The sequence below is a fragment of the Nonomuraea pusilla genome (assembly GCF_900109355.1).
In the GTDB taxonomy this organism is placed as follows: Bacteria; Actinomycetota; Actinomycetes; order Streptosporangiales; family Streptosporangiaceae; genus Nonomuraea; species Nonomuraea pusilla.
On sequence record NZ_FOBF01000042.1, the window covers coordinates 1 to 15895 of the forward strand.

The following is a 15895-nucleotide window of genomic DNA, read 5'->3' on the forward strand; positions in this document are numbered from 1 at the left end:
GCCCAAGGCCAGGTAGTTAAGGTCGTCGTGGTGCTGTCAAGCACGCGAGTTCTCAGGACGTGGGAACGGAGATCCAGTAGAACGGTGATCTTCCACAACCAGCCGTCGAAGAACTGGATCTCCGTTGCTTGCCGAGTATGCCAGCTCTGCTGTTCCCCGCGCTGTCGAGACGGGCTCTTCGTCCCGCTCGGCAGCCGGGAGATTGTTCGCTCCCGGGCATTTGGGTGAGCTGACCGCGCTCGTGCCGGTCGAGCTCGTCGATGCTGTGCTGGAGGAGGCTCGCGGCGTGCAGCGTCGTCTGCGCGCTCTGCCCTCGCGTGTCGGGGTCTACTTCCTGCTGGCGATGTGTCTGTTTCCCGAGGTCGGCTACCTGCTGGTCTGGCAGAAGCTGACGGCCTCGCTGGCTGCCCTGCCGGTCGTGACGCCCACCGCCAAAGCGCTGCGTGACCTGCGCCGCAGGGTCGGCTGCGCGCCGATGCGGCGCCTGTTCGAGGTGCTGAGCGGACCGCTGGCCCAGCCCACGACGCCCGGAGTACGGTTCGGGGCCTACCGCATCGTCTCCTTCGACGGCTGCAGCTCGCTCAAGGCGCCCGACACCATCCGTAACCGGGCCTGGCTGGGCAGCCCCGGTCACGGCGGTTACCCGCTGCTGGAGCTGATGACGCTGGTGGAGACCGGAACGCGGGCCCTGATCGGCGCGGTCTTCGGTCCCACCAGCGAGGGCGAGAGCGGCTATGCCCGGCGCCTGCTGCACCTGCTGACGCCGGACATGCTGGTGTTATGGGACAAGGGCTTCGACGGCAACGCTTTCCTCGCCCAGGTCAGCGCCACCGGCGCCCAGGTGCTCGGCCGGCTGCGCAGCAACCGGCGCACCCCTATACTGGCCACCCTCACCGACGGCTCCTATCTGTCGATGATCGGTAGCTTGCAGATCCGCGTTATCGAGGCCCGCATCACGGTGACCTGCGCCGACGGCACCACCTTCACCGGCATCTACCGCCTGGTCACCACCTTGACCGATGCCCGCCGCTACCCCGCCGCCACCCTGGTCAGGCTCTACCACCAGCGCTGGGAACACGAGTCCGCCTACTACGCCCTCCGCCACACCATCATGCAAGGACGAATCCTGCGCTCGGGCGACCCGGCCGGACTGGAGCAGGAGATGTGGTCGGTGCTCACGCTCTATCAGCTGCTGCGCACCGTGATGGTCGACGCCGCCGAGTCCCGACCCGGCACCGATCCCGACCGCTGCAGCTTCTCCATCGCCCTGCATACCGCCCGCGACCTGGTCATTCAGCCGGGCGACAACCCCGGCATGGCCACCGGCTTGGTCGCAACCATCGGACGCCGTGTCCTAGCGGCGCTGCTGCCATCCCGCCGCCCGCGCGTCAGCACCCGCAAGGTCAAATCACCCACCTCCCGCTACAACGAACGGCTCGACGACGGCCGGCCCGACCACAGCCGCACCATCACTGACCTCGACATCACTCTCCTGCCACCCCCGCCCACGCTGCCCGCCGCGTCCCGGGACGAGCGACCCATGACCCCCACCGACCGCCGCAGACAACAACAGGTCCTGGCCCTCCTTCACCAAGATCCCAACCGCCCCTGGAAGGCCCGTGACATCGCCCAACACCTCGGCGAGGTCACCCTGAACACCATGTATCGGCAACTCTCGCGCTGGGCCGCCGGCCAACTCATCCGCAAAATCGGGCCAGGCGTCTACACCGCCGGGCCGATCCCCCCGGCACTCTTGCCAGCAGCTCAGAAACCTTAACTACCTGGCCTTGGGGGCTCGCCCCGAAGTGTGGACACGGGTGGTTATGCGGCGAGCAGCACCCTATCGATGGCCTGCTGCTCGTAGTCGATCGGGCTGAGGTGGCCGAGGGTGGAGTGTCTCCTGCGGGTGTTGTAGCGGTTGATCCACTTGAACACGGCCAGGCGGGCCTCACGCGGTGAGGCCCAGCGCTTGGCGCCCTGGAGGGTCTCGCGTTTGAGGGTGGCGTTGAACGCCTCGGCGGCGGCGTTGTCGGCGCTGGACCCGACGGCACCCATCGACTGGCACACGCCGAACTCGGCGCAGACCTTGGCGAACTCGGCCGAGGTGTACTGGGTGGATTCAAGCGGTGCTCGCAACACCTCGTCGTTGGAGGTGTTGGTGCATGGGCATGGGCAAGAAACAGCAGGCCGTCCGGTTGTATCGCGGTCAGATCCCCTCGCCGGGACGGCCGACTGTCGCCTGGCGACAGGACCGCGTCCGGTTCTGGCAAGCGATCGCTCGAGGGGCGAGCTCGGAGGACGCCGCGGCGGAGATCGGCGTGTCACCAGCGGTTGGGACACGCTGGTTTCGCCAGGCTGGCGGGGTGGGACCATGCCTTGCCCCGACGGTGTCGGGCCGTTACCTGTCGTTCGCAGAGCGGGAAGAGATCGCCTTATGCCGTGCCCAGAAGCTCGGCGTGCGCGAGATCGCCCGGCGCCTGGGGCGCTCGCCGTCGACGATCTCCCGCGAGATCCGGCGCAACGCCTCGACGCGGACGTATGACGTGGACTATCGAGCGACGGTCGCGCAATGGCACGCCGAACGCCGAGCTCGCCGACCGAAGACCGCCAAACTAGCGGCTAACCAGCAGCTGCGCGAGTATGTGCAGCAGCGGCTGGCCGGACAGGTCCGTCACCCGGACGGCACGCCGGTGGCGGGGCCGCAGACAGCGCCCTGGAAGGGACGGAACAAACCCCACCGTCAGGACCGCCGCTGGACGACATCGTGGAGCCCGGAACAGATCTCCCACCGGCTGAAGGTCGATTTCCCCGAGGACGACACCATGCGGATCTCACACGAGGCGATCTACCGGGCCCTGTTCATCCAGGGGCGTGGCGCGCTCAAGCGGGAGTTGGTCGCGTGCCTGCGCACCGGGCGTGCGCTGCGGGTGCCGCGGGCCCGCGCTCAGAAGAAGGCCGGCGGCCACGTGACCTCTGAGGTGCTGATCAGCCAGCGGCCCGCCGAGGCCGAGGACCGCGCGGTTCCGGGCCACTGGGAGGGTGATCTCATCATCGGCACCGGCAGGTCGGCGATCGGCACGTTGGTGGAGCGCACGACGCGGTTCACCCTGCTGTTGCACCTGCCCCGGATGGAGGGCTTCGGCACGCAGGAACGGGTGAAGAACGGCCCGGCGCTGGCCGGCCGTGGCGCCGAAGCCGTGCGGGACGCGATCACCAAAGAGATCACCGGGTTGCCCGAGCAGCTACGTCGCTCGCTGACCTGGGATCGGGGAACGGAGCTGGCGCAGCATGCCCAACTGCGTATCGACACCGGCTTGCTGGTCTATTTCGCCGACCCTCATAGCCCTTGGCAGCGTGGCACCAACGAGAACACCAACGGCCTGCTACGGCAGTACTTTCCCAAGGGCACCGACCTGTCACGCTGGGATGCCGAGGAGTTGGCGGCTGTTGCGTTCGCGCTCAACACCAGGCCCCGAAAGACCCTCGGATGGAAGACACCGGCAGAAGCCTTCAGTGAGCATCTAAACTTGCTGCTGAGCAGCAGTGTTGCGACGACTGATTGAATCCGAGGAGTACACCGCCGCCCGCTACCAGGCCGAATGCCGCAAGCACGGGGTCGTGCAGTCGATGGGCCGGGTGGGGTGCGCGCTCGACAATGCCGCCTCCGAGGCGTTCAACAGCACGCTCAAAGTCGAGTACGTGCATCGGCAGCGCTTCCGGACACGGGCCGAGGCTCGCCTGAAGATCGCGACCTGGATTACCGATTTCTACAACGCCAAGCGGAGACACAGCGCCAACGACGGGCTTCCGCCTGTCACATTCGAGCGTCAGATGATCGAGAAGAGGCAAGCGTCAACGGCCCCGCTGAGGGCTGCTGTGGCATAGGACCGTCTCTACGCTTTGAGGGGATTGACAACCCACACCGCGTTGGCCGTCCTGCGGTGAGCAAGGAGGTCCGGGAACTGGTTCTACGCCTGGCACGCGAAACACGAGGTGGGGGTATCGGCGGGTCCACGGCGAATTGGTCAGCCTCGGCGTGCAGGTCAGTGAGGCGACCGTGCGACGAATCCTGCGTTCACGCCGACACCGGCCGGCGCCACGAAACTCCAGACACACCCACTCCTAGGTACAGTTCGATCAGCGAACACTAGGGCCCGGGGGAGTGGGCGGAGGGCATGACTGACTTCAGGAGCTGGTGCACCCTCAAGAAATTGGTGCCCGTTGGCGACCACCATGCCGGCATGATCGAGTCCTACGACGATGCCGCGGGGGTTAATGCCCTGTCTGCGATTCTCCCGAACGCGTACGCCGAATCCGAGTCCCTTGCGCTGATCGCGGAGCGACTTGGGAAGGATGCGGTGGCTAAGTTCCTCCGCAACAAGTTTCCCACCACGGCAAGCGCTCGTTCCGGGGACATGGGCGAGATCCTTGCGACGGCGTACCTACACGAAGAGCGCGGGTATGTGGTTGGACCGAGCAGACTCATTCAGCGTGACCATCAAGAGTGGGCGATGAGGGGGGATGACGTACTCGGGGCAAGGCTCGACGCCGATGGCAAGCCTCACATCACCAAGGCAGAGGCGAAAAGCCGTGTCACGCTGCGCAAGGGTACGGTCGCGGAGGCTCGCGAAGGTCTAGCACGCAACGATGAGTTGCCCTCGCCGCACTCACTCACCCAGTTCGCCGAACGGCTCCTATCCACGGTCGACAGTGACGTCGGCGAGGCCGTGCTTGACATGCAGCTCTTGGAAGGTGTCCGCCCCGACTGCGTTGGTCACCTGATGTTCCTCTTCACGAGCAGCGACCCGAGTAGACACGTGACAGCAGATCTCCAGGCGTACTCGGGCGCTGTGCCACAGCTGACGATCACGCTTCGGGTTCAAGGCCACAAAGAGTTCATTGAGAACGCCTACGAAGGGGTGACCGTCGGTGGCTCGTGAGGCGCGGGATCTGGCAGAAAATCTTGCGACAGCCACCGACGCTGGCTTTCGCGGGCGCCTGCTGGCCCGTGGACAGGCCCAATCCATGATCCGGCGCGAGGGCGTTCTTCCTCGGGACGCACCCGCGTTCAGTCCCTTTCTGGATGCGGACCTGCTCAACTATGGGTACGCGTTGCTGGCCACAAGCCTTGAGCTGTTGGAAGCCGCGGACGATGACACGACCGAGCAGATCGCCCTCGCACAGCAGGGGTTCATCCAGAGCTCCTACGCCCTTGAGGCTGCCACCCGGAACGCGACGCCTGAAGCAGACCTGGTCTTTCATGGACTTGTCGCTGGCGCGGCCAGCCATCTCGGCGGCTACGCCGCGCGGGCGTTCTCGCTGATCCAAGCGAGCCGACAGTCGGGGCGGTTGACGCCGATGGAGCAGACGCTGGCGGACCTGGTATTGCGCGACTTGAGTTCGATCGAGGAGCGAACCCAGTCGCTGCGTTCCTCTCCTCAACTCTCCGATGACGCTCTGTTGATGAGCCTCACCGCAGTGGGCAGCAGCACGGAGGAAGACACACCGCCGGACCAGGTCGGCCCCATCGTCCTTCTCCTCAGCGAGAACTATCTCTCGGCCGTCTCGGCCGCCTTGTTCGCGATCGAGATCGGCAGCCGAGACCTGCTCGAGGCAGCCCTCGAAGAGTTGCGGCTCGGCGAGCGGGCGTCCTCGGACGTGAGCGCCCCCGGCCCGTGGTGGGTTTACCGGCTCACCCGATATCTGCTCGGAGGCCTGTTCGACACCAGCCTTGAGACGAACATCCCGAACGAACCACCGCCAGAAGCTGCTGACAACGCCGAACGGTGGCGCTATCTCCGACGCACCTTCGTTGAGTCGCTCCTGGCGCGAGAACGTTCCGAGATAGACCTGTGGCCCTCCCAACTCCACGTCGTCGGCAGGATCTTCCAGGACGCAGGGGATCTCGTTGTCGCGCTGCCGACCAGCGCTGGCAAAACCCGTATCGCCGAGCTGTCGATCTTGGCGTGTCTTGCACAGGGACGACGCACGGTGTACGTCACCCCGCTGCGAGCCTTGTCCGCCCAGACTGAGCAGGTCCTCGCGCGGACCTTTTCGCCGCTGGGCATCCGCGTCTCGTCCCTTTACGGCAGCATGGGGACGAGCGACGTCGACGAGGACACCCTGCGCTCCAGCGCAATCGTCGTGGCGACCCCGGAGAAGCTGGATTTCGCGCTTCGATCCGACCCGTCTGTACTCGATGACGTCGGCCTCGTCGTCCTGGACGAGGGGCACATGATCGGAGCCACCGAGCGCGAGGTCCGCTACGAAGCCCAGATCCAGCGGCTCCTGCGTCGCTCAGACGCTTCGACGCGCCGCATCCTGTGTCTCTCGGCTGTGTTTCCGTCCGGGAGCGAACTCGACGACTTCGTCGCATGGATCACTGATGATAACCCAGACGGCCTCCACCGCGAGGAGTGGCGCCCGACGCAGCAGCGCTTCGGCCTTGTCGAGTGGCGCAAAGACCATGCGCGACTGACCGTCACTCTCGGGCCCGACCAACCGTTCATCCCGCGTTACTTCGAGGCGAAGAAGCCGACCGGCCGGCGCAGGAAGAAATTCCCGGCGGACCAACGTGAACACGTCATCGCCACCGCGTGGCGTCTGGTCGAAGACAGCCAGACCGTCCTTGTCTTTTGCCCCCAGCGGAATTTCGTGGAGCCGTACGCCCGCGCGATCATCGATCTCCACCGCAGAGACCTTGTTTCCTCCGTCCTGCCCGCAGATGTCGACCTGCACGACGCGCTCGCCGTGGGTGCTGAGTGGTTCGGTGTCGACCATCCGATATTGGAGTGTCTTCGGTTAGGCGTGGCCATCCACCACGGAGCGCTCCCCGGTCCCTTCCGGCGCGAGATCGAGCGACTTTTGCAGAAGGGCAGCTTGAAGGTCACTATTGCCTCACCGACTCTCGCCCAGGGACTGAACCTGTCCGCGTCGGTGGTGCTCTTCCACGGCCTTCGCCGCGGCAGGGACGTGCTCAAAGGCTCCGAGTTCGCGAATGTGATCGGGCGTGCGGGTCGCGCGTTCGTTGACACTGAAGGGCTTGTTCTCTATCCGATCTTCGAGCCATCTCAAAGACATCGGCGGGAGTGGCTCGCACTCACGCAGGGAGATGGCGGCAAGGCCCTGCGATCCGGACTCATCGAAATCGGCGTTGAACTCCTGAAAAGGATGTACGCATCGCAGAGGCTCACTTCGGTGGAGCCCCTTCTCGAATACCTCACCGGCGGGCCCGACTGGTCCCTGCCTATCCTGTCCCAGGAGACTGATGAGGGACGGGCCGCCGCTGCCCAGAGTTGGCAGTCGAACCTCGCGTTGCTCGACATCGGCATCCTGAGCGTCGTCGGAGACAGCGGCTTGGACAACGTCGCCGACGCCGCGACGCAGATCGTCGCTGATGCCTTGCGCGATTCGCTGTGGGAACGGCAACTTCGCCGCTACGACGACACGTTAGCCGCTGCCGTACGCGGATTGGTGTACAGCCGGACCAACCACTTGTGGCAAACGTCCACGCCCTCCCAACGCCGCGGCTGGTTCTTGGCTGGGCTAGGTGCCAACGCCGGGTCCGAGCTCGCCCAAGTATCTGGAAGCATCATCGCCATGGCGGGCCAAGCCGAAGCCGCCATCGCCGACGCGGACCATGAGACGGCTGCCGACTTGCTCGTGACGATCGCCGACACTTTGTTCGCGATGGAAGTCTTCGCTCCTGAGACAGTGCTCGGCGATTGGCACGAGGTATTGAGGCACTGGGTTCACGGACTGCCCCTCGGCGACCTTGCTGGCGACCGCGTCGCGATGGCCCAGTTCATCGAGGCCGACGTCATCTATCGGCTGGTCTGGGGAATGGAAGCTGCCAGGGTCTACGAAACTGCCCAGGGCAACATCGAGGCCGACGCCTTGTTGGGGACGGCAGTAACCGCAATCGAGACAGGAACGTTCAATCGGGCAGCCTCGATCCTTATACGCTCTGGCTTTGACCATCGCCTCGCGGCCATATCGGCAGTCAAGAGCACCGGCGCCACATTCGACTCGGCTGCCGAGATGCGCCAATGGATCAACGACCTCGACCCCGCGCAGGCCCTCAGCGAAAACTGGCCTACACCCGAGTCACGGTCGGCTTGGGAGGCATTCGTGAACCCCTCGCGGGCACAGCGCTCGCTTCGATGGAGCCGCAGGACAGAGGACTTGCAGGAGGTCACCTGGTACGGGACGGTACCTGAGCCTGGTACCTGGCTGCGCGTGACTGACGCTGGACCAGACAAGATTGAGATCTGGTCCAGCGGCTACGACCTGCTTGGAGAAGCCGCCATTCTCCTCAACCGTGAGCGCCAGGGCGTGTTGCGCGCTCGACGACTTCGCACTGGCACCGGGGTCCGCCTGCTTTATCGCGGTCCGGGCGACTTGCTCCCGAAGGCGCCAAAGGCATAAGTGTTGGCATGATCGGACCCCTGAGGTTCGACCGCGCGGTAGAGCCGGCATCGATAGCTACGGAGCGGGGCGAGGGTGCGTTGATGATCATTATCGAGGCGTTCAGAGCCAACGCAGACGATGAAGCGGGTGCACTGCCCGTCGGTTCATACGGGCATCCCAGGGACGGCAGGCAGATGGTGGATCGACCGAGGCTGATGAGCCCCCCACGTGACGCTCAGGTTCTTCGACTCAGTCAGGGGGCAGCTTCAGCCGTCGTTGACATCCATACGGCAGCGGGCTTCCGTTTGGTAGCCGGCCTCCGCATGGATGGGTGATAGCCGCAGCGGCGACGCACGCGCCGCTTAGGGGCCACCGGGCTTGGAGCAGCGTGGCCAAGCAATCGGGGCACAACCAAGGCCTCCACGAAGACCGGGGAGGTTAAGCTGGCTCAGACCCACGACCGCGGACACGTACTGCGCTTTGACCGATCCCTGAACGCGTCACCACCACCTGCGCGGCCCTCCTGTCTGACGAAACGGCATTCACGGTGAGCCTGGAGAACGTCCCGCCGGCCCCCGCCGACGTCCGTAAGGCCGCCCGCACTACCTACGGCGACTCACTTGTGACGACCTCGGCGCGGAAAGGGGCGAACCTGTCAGCGTGCCCCGCTAGATTGAGCGCCGAGGCCAGTAGGACTCATGACACGGCCTCGGCGTGAAGGAGATCACCTGACGATGAGCCGCCTGACACAAGCCTGTAGCACCGATCTCGAGACGAGGGTGGTGACGTGGTAGTGGCTCCAGTGACCAAGGAAGTGCAGCGCGCCGAGCTTCACAAGACGATCTGGCGCATCGCCACCGACCTGCGCGGCAGCGTCGACGGTTGGGACTTCAAGAGCTACGTGCTGGGCATGCTCTTCTACCGATTCATCTCCGAGAACCTCACCGCCTACCTGAACGAGTTGGAGCGTGAGGCTGGCGACGCTGACTTCGACTACGCGCAGCTCAGCGACCAGGATGCCGAGTCTGGCCGCAAGGATACTGTTGAGGAGAAGGGCTTCTACATCCTGCCGAGCGAGCTGTTCGTCAACGTTCGTAGGCGGGCTAGCAGGGATGAGAAGTTTCGCGAAAATCTCAACGAGACGTTGGGGAAGATTTTCGCGAACATCGAGGGGTCAGCGGTTGGCACCAACAGCGAGGATGCCCTGAAAGGTCTGTTCGACGACCTTGATGTCAACAGCGCCAAGCTCGGCAACACTGTCGCCAAGCGCAATGAGAAGCTTGTCAAGTTGTTGGACGCCATCGGCGATCTGCCCCTCGGGAACTTCCAGGATAACGCCATTGACCTCTTCGGCGATGCCTACGAGTACCTCATGCAGATGTACGCGGCGAACGCTGGCAAGTCTGGTGGCGAGTATTACACGCCGCAGGAGGTGAGCGAACTCCTTGCGCGCATCACCGTCATGGGCAAGAAATCGGTCAACAAGGTCTACGATCCGGCCTGTGGCTCGGGCTCACTGCTATTGAAGTTCGCCAAGGTTCTAGGCAAGGGGAACGTCCGACGGGGCTTCTTCGGCCAAGAGATCAACCTCACCACGTACAATCTCGCGCGGATCAACATGTTCCTGCACGATGTGAATTACGAGCAGTTTGACATCGCGCACGGCGATACGCTGATCGATCCGCACCACTGGGATGATGAGCCTTTCGAAGCGATCGTCTCCAATCCGCCGTACTCGATTAGGTGGGCGGGTGACGCCAATCCGTTACTGATCAACGACCCGCGCTTCTCGCCTGCTGGCGTACTAGCACCGAAGAGCAAGGCTGACCTCGCCTTCACGATGCACATCCTGTCCTGGCTTGCCGTTAACGGCACGGCGGCCATCGTACAGTTTCCCGGAGTCCTCTACCGCAGTGGCGCAGAGCAGAAGATCCGTAAGTACCTGGTCGACAATAACTATGTCGACACGGTCATCCAGCTCCCGCCTGACTTGTTCTTCGGTACCAACATCGGGACCTGCGTCCTCGTGCTGAAGAAGTCGAAGAAGGACAATTCGGTACTGTTCATCGACGCCTCTGCCGAGTTCCTACACGTCGGCAGCAAGAACAAGCTCAGTGCAGTGAACCAGCAGAAGATTCTTAACGCTTTCGCGGTGCGCGAGGATATCGAACACTTCGCGAAGCTCGTGACCAATGCTGAGCTTACCCGGGCCGACTACAACCTCTCAGTTTCCTCCTATGTTGAGGCCGAGGACACCCGCGAGGTTGTTGACATCCAGAAGCTAAACGCTGAAATTGCACAGCTCGTGGCGCGGCAGCAGGAACTGCGAGAGCAGATCGATGCCATCGTTGCCGATCTGGAGGACGCGTCGTGAGTCGGATCGACGACCTGATCACAGAGCTGGCCCCCAAGGGGGTACCCATCAAGCCACTCGGCGAGGTTGGGAGCTTCATCCGTGGCCGCAGGTTCACTAAGGCTGACCGGGTTGACGATGGCCTGCCAAGCATCCACTACGGGGAAATTTATACGCACTACGGGGTCGCAACATCGGACACGATTTCTCACCTACGTGCCGACCTTGCGCCGACGCTCCGGTTTGCTCAGCCCGGCGACGTCATCATCGCAGCGGTGGGTGAGACCGTCGAGGACGTCGGAAAGGCTGTGGCCTGGCTCGGAACTGAGCAAGTGGCGGTCCACGACGACTGTTTCATATTTCGTTCCTCACTCGACCCAAAGTTCGTCGTCTACTTCATGCAGTCGGACGCCTTCAATAAGGCTAAGGAAGCTTTCGTCGCACGCGCAAAGGTAAAGCGGCTATCTGGTAGCGGGCTGGCAAGGCTCCGGATTCCCTTGCCACCAATCGAGGTACAGCGCGAGATCGTCAGAGTGCTGGACTCGTTCCAATTGCTGGAAGCAGAGTTGGTCGAGGAGTTGGAAGCCCGTAAACAGCAGCGCCTCGCGTTCGCATACGCCCTTCCCGAAACACCACACATTAGAGCTCTAAGCTCAGGTACCACAGAGCATGTACGGCTCGGCGAAATATCAACTCCGTACGTCGAGTCATTGCGCGTTCAGGCAGACGAGACCTATACAAACCTCGGCGTGAAATGGTATGGTGAAGGTGTTTTCGCCCGAGAGTCTAAACCTGGCAGCGCCATCAAGGGGACCACGCTCTATCGCGTAAAGCCGGGCCAGTTCATCTACAATCGGATGTTTGTAATCGAGGGATCGTTCGCAGTCGTTCCTCCGGAACTCGCTCATGGGGTCGTATCTAGCGAATTCCCAGTCTACGATCTCGACAGTTCGCGTGTACTACCGGAATGGCTGCTGTTGTACTTCCAGGACGAGTACACGCTCAAGCGAGTGTCAGCCGAGGTTACGGGCGTTGAGCGTGGCTCGACCAAGAGTCGTCGACGCTGGAAGCAGGAGCAATTCGAAGCGTTCCAAATTGAATTGCCATCAGTGCCGGCCCAGAGAGAGTTGCTGCGCGTACTCGGCACTGTCACCGCTCTGGAATCAGCTCTGCGCGACGAACTGGTTGCCCGCCGCAAGCAGTTCGCGTACTACCGCGATAAACTCTTAACCTTCGAGGAATTGTTGGTATGACCGAGCGCAAGACCACTTGTATCGAGCCGATCGCAGGCAGCACTGAGAGCACAGTTCTTGCAGAGTACGCCCCTGGCGCCACAACGGCTACTGCCTACCAGTCTGAGGCGGAGTTGGAGAAAGAGCTCATCAAGATCCTACAGTCGCAGGAGTACGAATACCTCCGGATCCGCTCGGAGGCAGAGCTCGTCGCCAATCTTCGCACACAGCTCGAGGCTCTGAACAACATCTCGTTCTCCGACACCGAGTGGGAAAGCTTCTTCAAGGGGCGCATCGCTGGTGAGAAGGAGGGCGTGATCGAGAAGACGGTGCGTCTCCAGGAGGACTACGTCCAGCTTCTCAAGCGCGACGACGGTACCACCAAGAATGTTCGGCTCATCGACAAGACCAACATTCACAACAATCGGCTGCAGGTCATCAATCAGTACAAGGTTGATCAGGGCCAAGGCGGAGCCAAGTACAGCAATTGCTACGACGTGACCATACTGGTCAACGGCCTCCCGATGGTACATATCGAACTCAAGCGTCGTGGTGTTGCCATACGCGAGGCGTTCAACCAGATCAACCGCTACCACCGGGACAGCTTCTGGGCCGGCTCAGGCTTGTTCGATTACGTGCAGCTCTTCGTGATCAGCAACGGCACGCACACGAAGTACTACAGCAACACGACTCGTCGTCAGCACATCTCCGAGACCACCCGCACAAAGAAGCCCAAGAAGACCAGCAGCTCCTTCGAGTTCACCTCGTGGTGGGCAGATGCGACCAATAAACCGATCCAGGACCTGACCGCCTTCGCGGTGACCTTCTTAGCCCGCCATACGCTGCTCAATATCCTGACCAAATACTGTGTCCTCACCGCCGACCAGATGCTCTTGGTCATGCGCCCGTACCAGATCGTGGCGACCGAGCGGATCCTCCAGAAGATCGAGATCTCGACCAACTACAAGAAGCTCGGCACCGTGGCCGCAGGCGGCTACGTGTGGCATACCACCGGCTCAGGTAAAACCCTGACTTCGTTCAAAGCCGCGCAGTTAGCCTCACGTCTTGCGGACGTCGACAAGGTGCTGTTCGTGGTCGACCGCAAAGACCTCGACTACCAGACGATGCGCGAGTACGACCGCTTCGAGAAGGGCGCAGCCAACTCGAACACGTCGACCCGAGTCCTGAAGAAGCAACTAGAAGACCCCAACGCTAAGATCATCATCACGACGATCCAGAAGCTCGCGACCTTCATCGCGGGCAATAGGGGCCACGAGATCTACAACGGTCACGTAGTAATCGTCTTCGACGAGTGCCATCGCTCGCAGTTCGGCGACATGCACACCGCCATCACCAAGGCCTTCAAACGCTACAACCTGTTTGGCTTTACTGGCACACCGATCTTCACTGACAATGCCCTCCCCGGCGGCAACCCGAAGCTCAAGACCACAGAGCAGGCCTTCGGTGACAAGCTGCATACCTACACGGTTGTTGATGCCATCAACGACAAGAACGTCCTGCCGTTCCGTGTCGACTACGTCAACACCATCAGGCTGGCGGAAGGCATCCAGGACAAACAGGTGTCCGCCATTGACACTGAGCGAGCCTTACTGGCGCCGGACCGCGTCCGGCAGGTCGTGGAGTACACGCTGGAGCACTTCAATCAAAAGACGAAGCGCGTCGAGCACTACACGCTGGGCCAGCGACGCCTGCACGGCTTCAATGCCCTGTTCGCAACCGCTTCGATCGCGGCTGCCAAGCTCTACTACACCGAGTTCAAGATCCAGCAGGAATCACTTCTACCGGATCGTCGCCTAAAAGTCGGCCTGATCTACTCGTACGCCGCCAACGAGGCTCTTGAAGACGGCGCGCTCGACGAAGAGGAGTTCGAGACCGGCGCACTCGACCAGTCGTCGCGTGACTTCCTCGAAGCTGCGATTCAGGACTACAACGCCATGTTTGGCACAAGCTTCGACACTTCGGCGGCCAAATTCCAGAACTATTACAAGGACTTGTCGCTGCGCCTTAAAAATCGCGAAATTGACCTGGTCATCGTAGTCAACATGTTCCTAACGGGCTTCGACGCAACGACCCTCAATACCCTGTGGGTCGACAAGAACCTGCGCACTCACGGCCTGATCCAGGCGTACTCGCGCACCAATCGTATCCTGAACTCGGTCAAGACCTACGGTAACATTATTAGCTTCCGTGACTTAGAGGAAGAAACCAACGACGCCCTTGCGCTGTTCGGCAACAAGGATGCCAGTGGCATTGTGCTGCTTAAGCCATATGGCGACTACTACCGCGAATACTCCAACAAAGTAACCGAGCTGCTCGGCCGGTTCCCGCTCGGGCAGCAGATCGTTGGTGAGCAGGAGCAGAAGGACTTCATCGCTCTGTTTGGCGCCATCCTGCGCCTGCAGAACATCCTGACCAGCTTTGATGAATTCGCCGGCAACGAGATCCTGACCGATCGCCAGGCCCAGGACTATCGCAGCATCTACCTTGACCTCTATGCGGAATTCCGCCGAATTCAGGAGGCGGACAAGGAATCTATCGTCGACGACGTCGTCTTCGAAATCGAACTGATCAAGCAGATCGAGATCAATGTCGACTACATCCTGATGCTGGTTCAGAAGTACAAGGCCGCCAAGGGCGATGGCACGGACAAGGAGATACGCGCCGAGATCGCCCGCGCTGTCGACGCCAGCCCGACACTGCGCAACAAGAAGGACCTCGTCGAAGCCTTCGTCGACTCTGTATCGGCCAGAAGCGTGGTCGCCGAGGAGTGGCAGGCGTTCGTCACCGCCAAGCGCGAGGCCGAACTTGACCAGATCATCGCTGAAGAGGGACTGCGAGCCGACGAGACCCGAAGATTCATCAACACCGCCTTCCGCGATGGCGCTATCCAGACTGATGGCACGGCCATCACGAGGGTGCTGCCGCCGGTATCACGCTTCGCTGCTCGCGGCGCCTTTGGCGAGAAGAAGCAGCGCGTGCTGACCAAGCTAGGTGCGTTCTTTGATCGCTTCTTCGGGCTTGGTGCAGATGGAGCTTCCACGTCTGGTGAGTGAGCGCTTTTCATCCTGCTTCGCGGAGTTGCAGGACGAGGATGGCTTTGACGAGCTGACCTGCGAGAAGAGAGCAGCAGCGTAGTTTGCGGAGGATGCGCCAGGTTTTCAGCTGCGCATTGGCGCGTTCCCCCGGTCCGCGGAGTCTGGCGTGCTTGTTCTTCCCCTTGTACGGCACGCACGCGGCTCACCTGCGCCGACGGTTGAACGTCCGAACGATACCCAAGATCATCCGCAGCTCGCCGGACACCTCTCATGCGCCGCCCCGGGGCGGCGCGTGATGGGTGTCCGGAGCCCACGAGGATCGGTCAGGCAGCCCGGCGGGCGGCGATCGCGCCGTTGAGCAGACGTACGGCGCGACCGGCTTCGCCCATGACGAAGGCGATGTCCCACATGTGGTTCCCGGTGAAGGCGTCGTCCGTCGGCAGGAAACGATGGTCGCCTAGCGGGATCAGGTCGGTGCCGACGGCGGAGCCGCCCGCGCTGCGGAGGGTGAGGCTCAGGCGCCCGTCCGCGTGCCCGACCTCGAACACCCCGTCATGGGTCTCGTAGAGTCCGACGTACGGCTCGGGCGAGACGCGCTGCGACGGGTCCGGCTGCGGCAGCGGCGGCTTCTCGATGCCCGCCTCCGCCCGCATGACCTCGCGGATCGCCGTGTCGGCGAACGGGTAGCCGCGGTCGGCCACGTTGACCAGGGTGGCCACGACCAGGTCGCGTTCCGGCACCCACAGCAGTGTCGAGGAGCCGCTCAGCGTGGTGCCGCTGTGCCCGTAGACGCGCACGCCGTCCCAGATCTTCAGGTACGGACCCACGCACCAGTGGTCGGCGAA

9 protein-coding genes and 2 pseudogenes are annotated in these 15895 nt (G+C 62.6%); 8 read left to right on the forward strand and 3 right to left on the reverse strand.

The features are described from left to right. Positions 1-220 precede the first annotated feature (220 nt). On the forward strand, positions 221-1777 hold the full coding sequence (locus BMX74_RS41990; protein WP_177227506.1) for an IS4 family transposase: 1557 nt from the start codon (positions 221-223) through the stop codon (positions 1775-1777). Between the two features lie 44 nt (positions 1778-1821). Here the strand turns inward: BMX74_RS41990 and BMX74_RS41995 are convergent. Beyond that, positions 1822-2112, reverse strand: a pseudogene (locus tag BMX74_RS41995) (transposase); the annotation flags it as partial. A gap of 50 nt (positions 2113-2162) precedes the next feature. Here BMX74_RS41995 and BMX74_RS42000 point away from each other — a divergent pair. From BMX74_RS42000 to BMX74_RS42030, 7 genes are all read left to right on the forward strand, one after another. Further along, on the forward strand, positions 2163-3563 hold the full coding sequence (locus BMX74_RS42000) for an IS30 family transposase (RefSeq protein ID WP_091106023.1): 1401 nt from the start codon (positions 2163-2165) through the stop codon (positions 3561-3563). After that, positions 3544-3885 carry an integrase core domain-containing protein gene (locus BMX74_RS42005; RefSeq protein WP_091106024.1) on the forward strand — a complete coding sequence of 114 codons (342 nt, stop codon included), beginning with the start codon at positions 3544-3546 and terminating at the stop codon, positions 3883-3885. The genes BMX74_RS42000 and BMX74_RS42005 overlap by 20 nt, the downstream gene beginning before the upstream one ends. 356 nt (positions 3886-4241) lie before the next feature. Next, positions 4242-4940 carry a Hachiman antiphage defense system protein HamA gene (locus tag BMX74_RS42010; RefSeq protein WP_177227750.1) on the forward strand — a complete coding sequence of 233 codons (699 nt, stop codon included), beginning with the start codon at positions 4242-4244 and terminating at the stop codon, positions 4938-4940. Next, the gene (locus tag BMX74_RS42015) at positions 4930-8427 is read left to right on the forward strand and encodes a DEAD/DEAH box helicase (protein WP_143078972.1); all 3498 of its coding nucleotides are present in this window, start codon (positions 4930-4932) and stop codon (positions 8425-8427) included. The genes BMX74_RS42010 and BMX74_RS42015 overlap by 11 nt, the downstream gene beginning before the upstream one ends. A gap of 784 nt (positions 8428-9211) precedes the next feature. Further along, positions 9212-10783, forward strand: coding sequence for a type I restriction-modification system subunit M (locus tag BMX74_RS42020; RefSeq protein WP_218154256.1), 1572 nt, complete (start codon positions 9212-9214; stop codon positions 10781-10783). After that, a complete protein-coding gene (locus BMX74_RS42025; protein ID WP_091106027.1) occupies positions 10780-12015 on the forward strand; it encodes a restriction endonuclease subunit S in 1236 nt (411 codons plus the stop codon). The genes BMX74_RS42020 and BMX74_RS42025 overlap by 4 nt, the downstream gene beginning before the upstream one ends. After that, the gene (locus BMX74_RS42030; protein WP_091106028.1) at positions 12012-15068 is read left to right on the forward strand and encodes a type I restriction endonuclease subunit R; all 3057 of its coding nucleotides are present in this window, start codon (positions 12012-12014) and stop codon (positions 15066-15068) included. Before BMX74_RS42025 ends, BMX74_RS42030 begins: the two co-directional genes overlap by 4 nt. A gap of 7 nt (positions 15069-15075) precedes the next feature. Here BMX74_RS42030 and BMX74_RS42035 read toward each other — a convergent pair. After that, positions 15076-15240: pseudogene (locus tag BMX74_RS42035) on the reverse strand (IS5/IS1182 family transposase); the annotation flags it as partial. Between the two features lie 133 nt (positions 15241-15373). Then, positions 15374-15895: hypothetical protein (locus BMX74_RS42040; RefSeq protein WP_218154257.1), on the reverse strand; the 522-nt coding region annotated here is incomplete at its 5' end.

What these genes read in the sequence shown, in the direction of transcription:
- BMX74_RS42030 (WP_091106028.1), top strand. Translation starts at nt 12,012, where the DNA reads ATGACCGAGCGCAAGACCACTTGTATCGAGCCGATCGCAGGCAGCACT.
- BMX74_RS42000 (WP_091106023.1), top strand. Translation starts at nt 2,163, where the DNA reads ATGGGCATGGGCAAGAAACAGCAGGCCGTCCGGTTGTATCGCGGTCAG.
- BMX74_RS42010 (WP_177227750.1), top strand. Translation starts at nt 4,242, where the DNA reads ATGATCGAGTCCTACGACGATGCCGCGGGGGTTAATGCCCTGTCTGCG.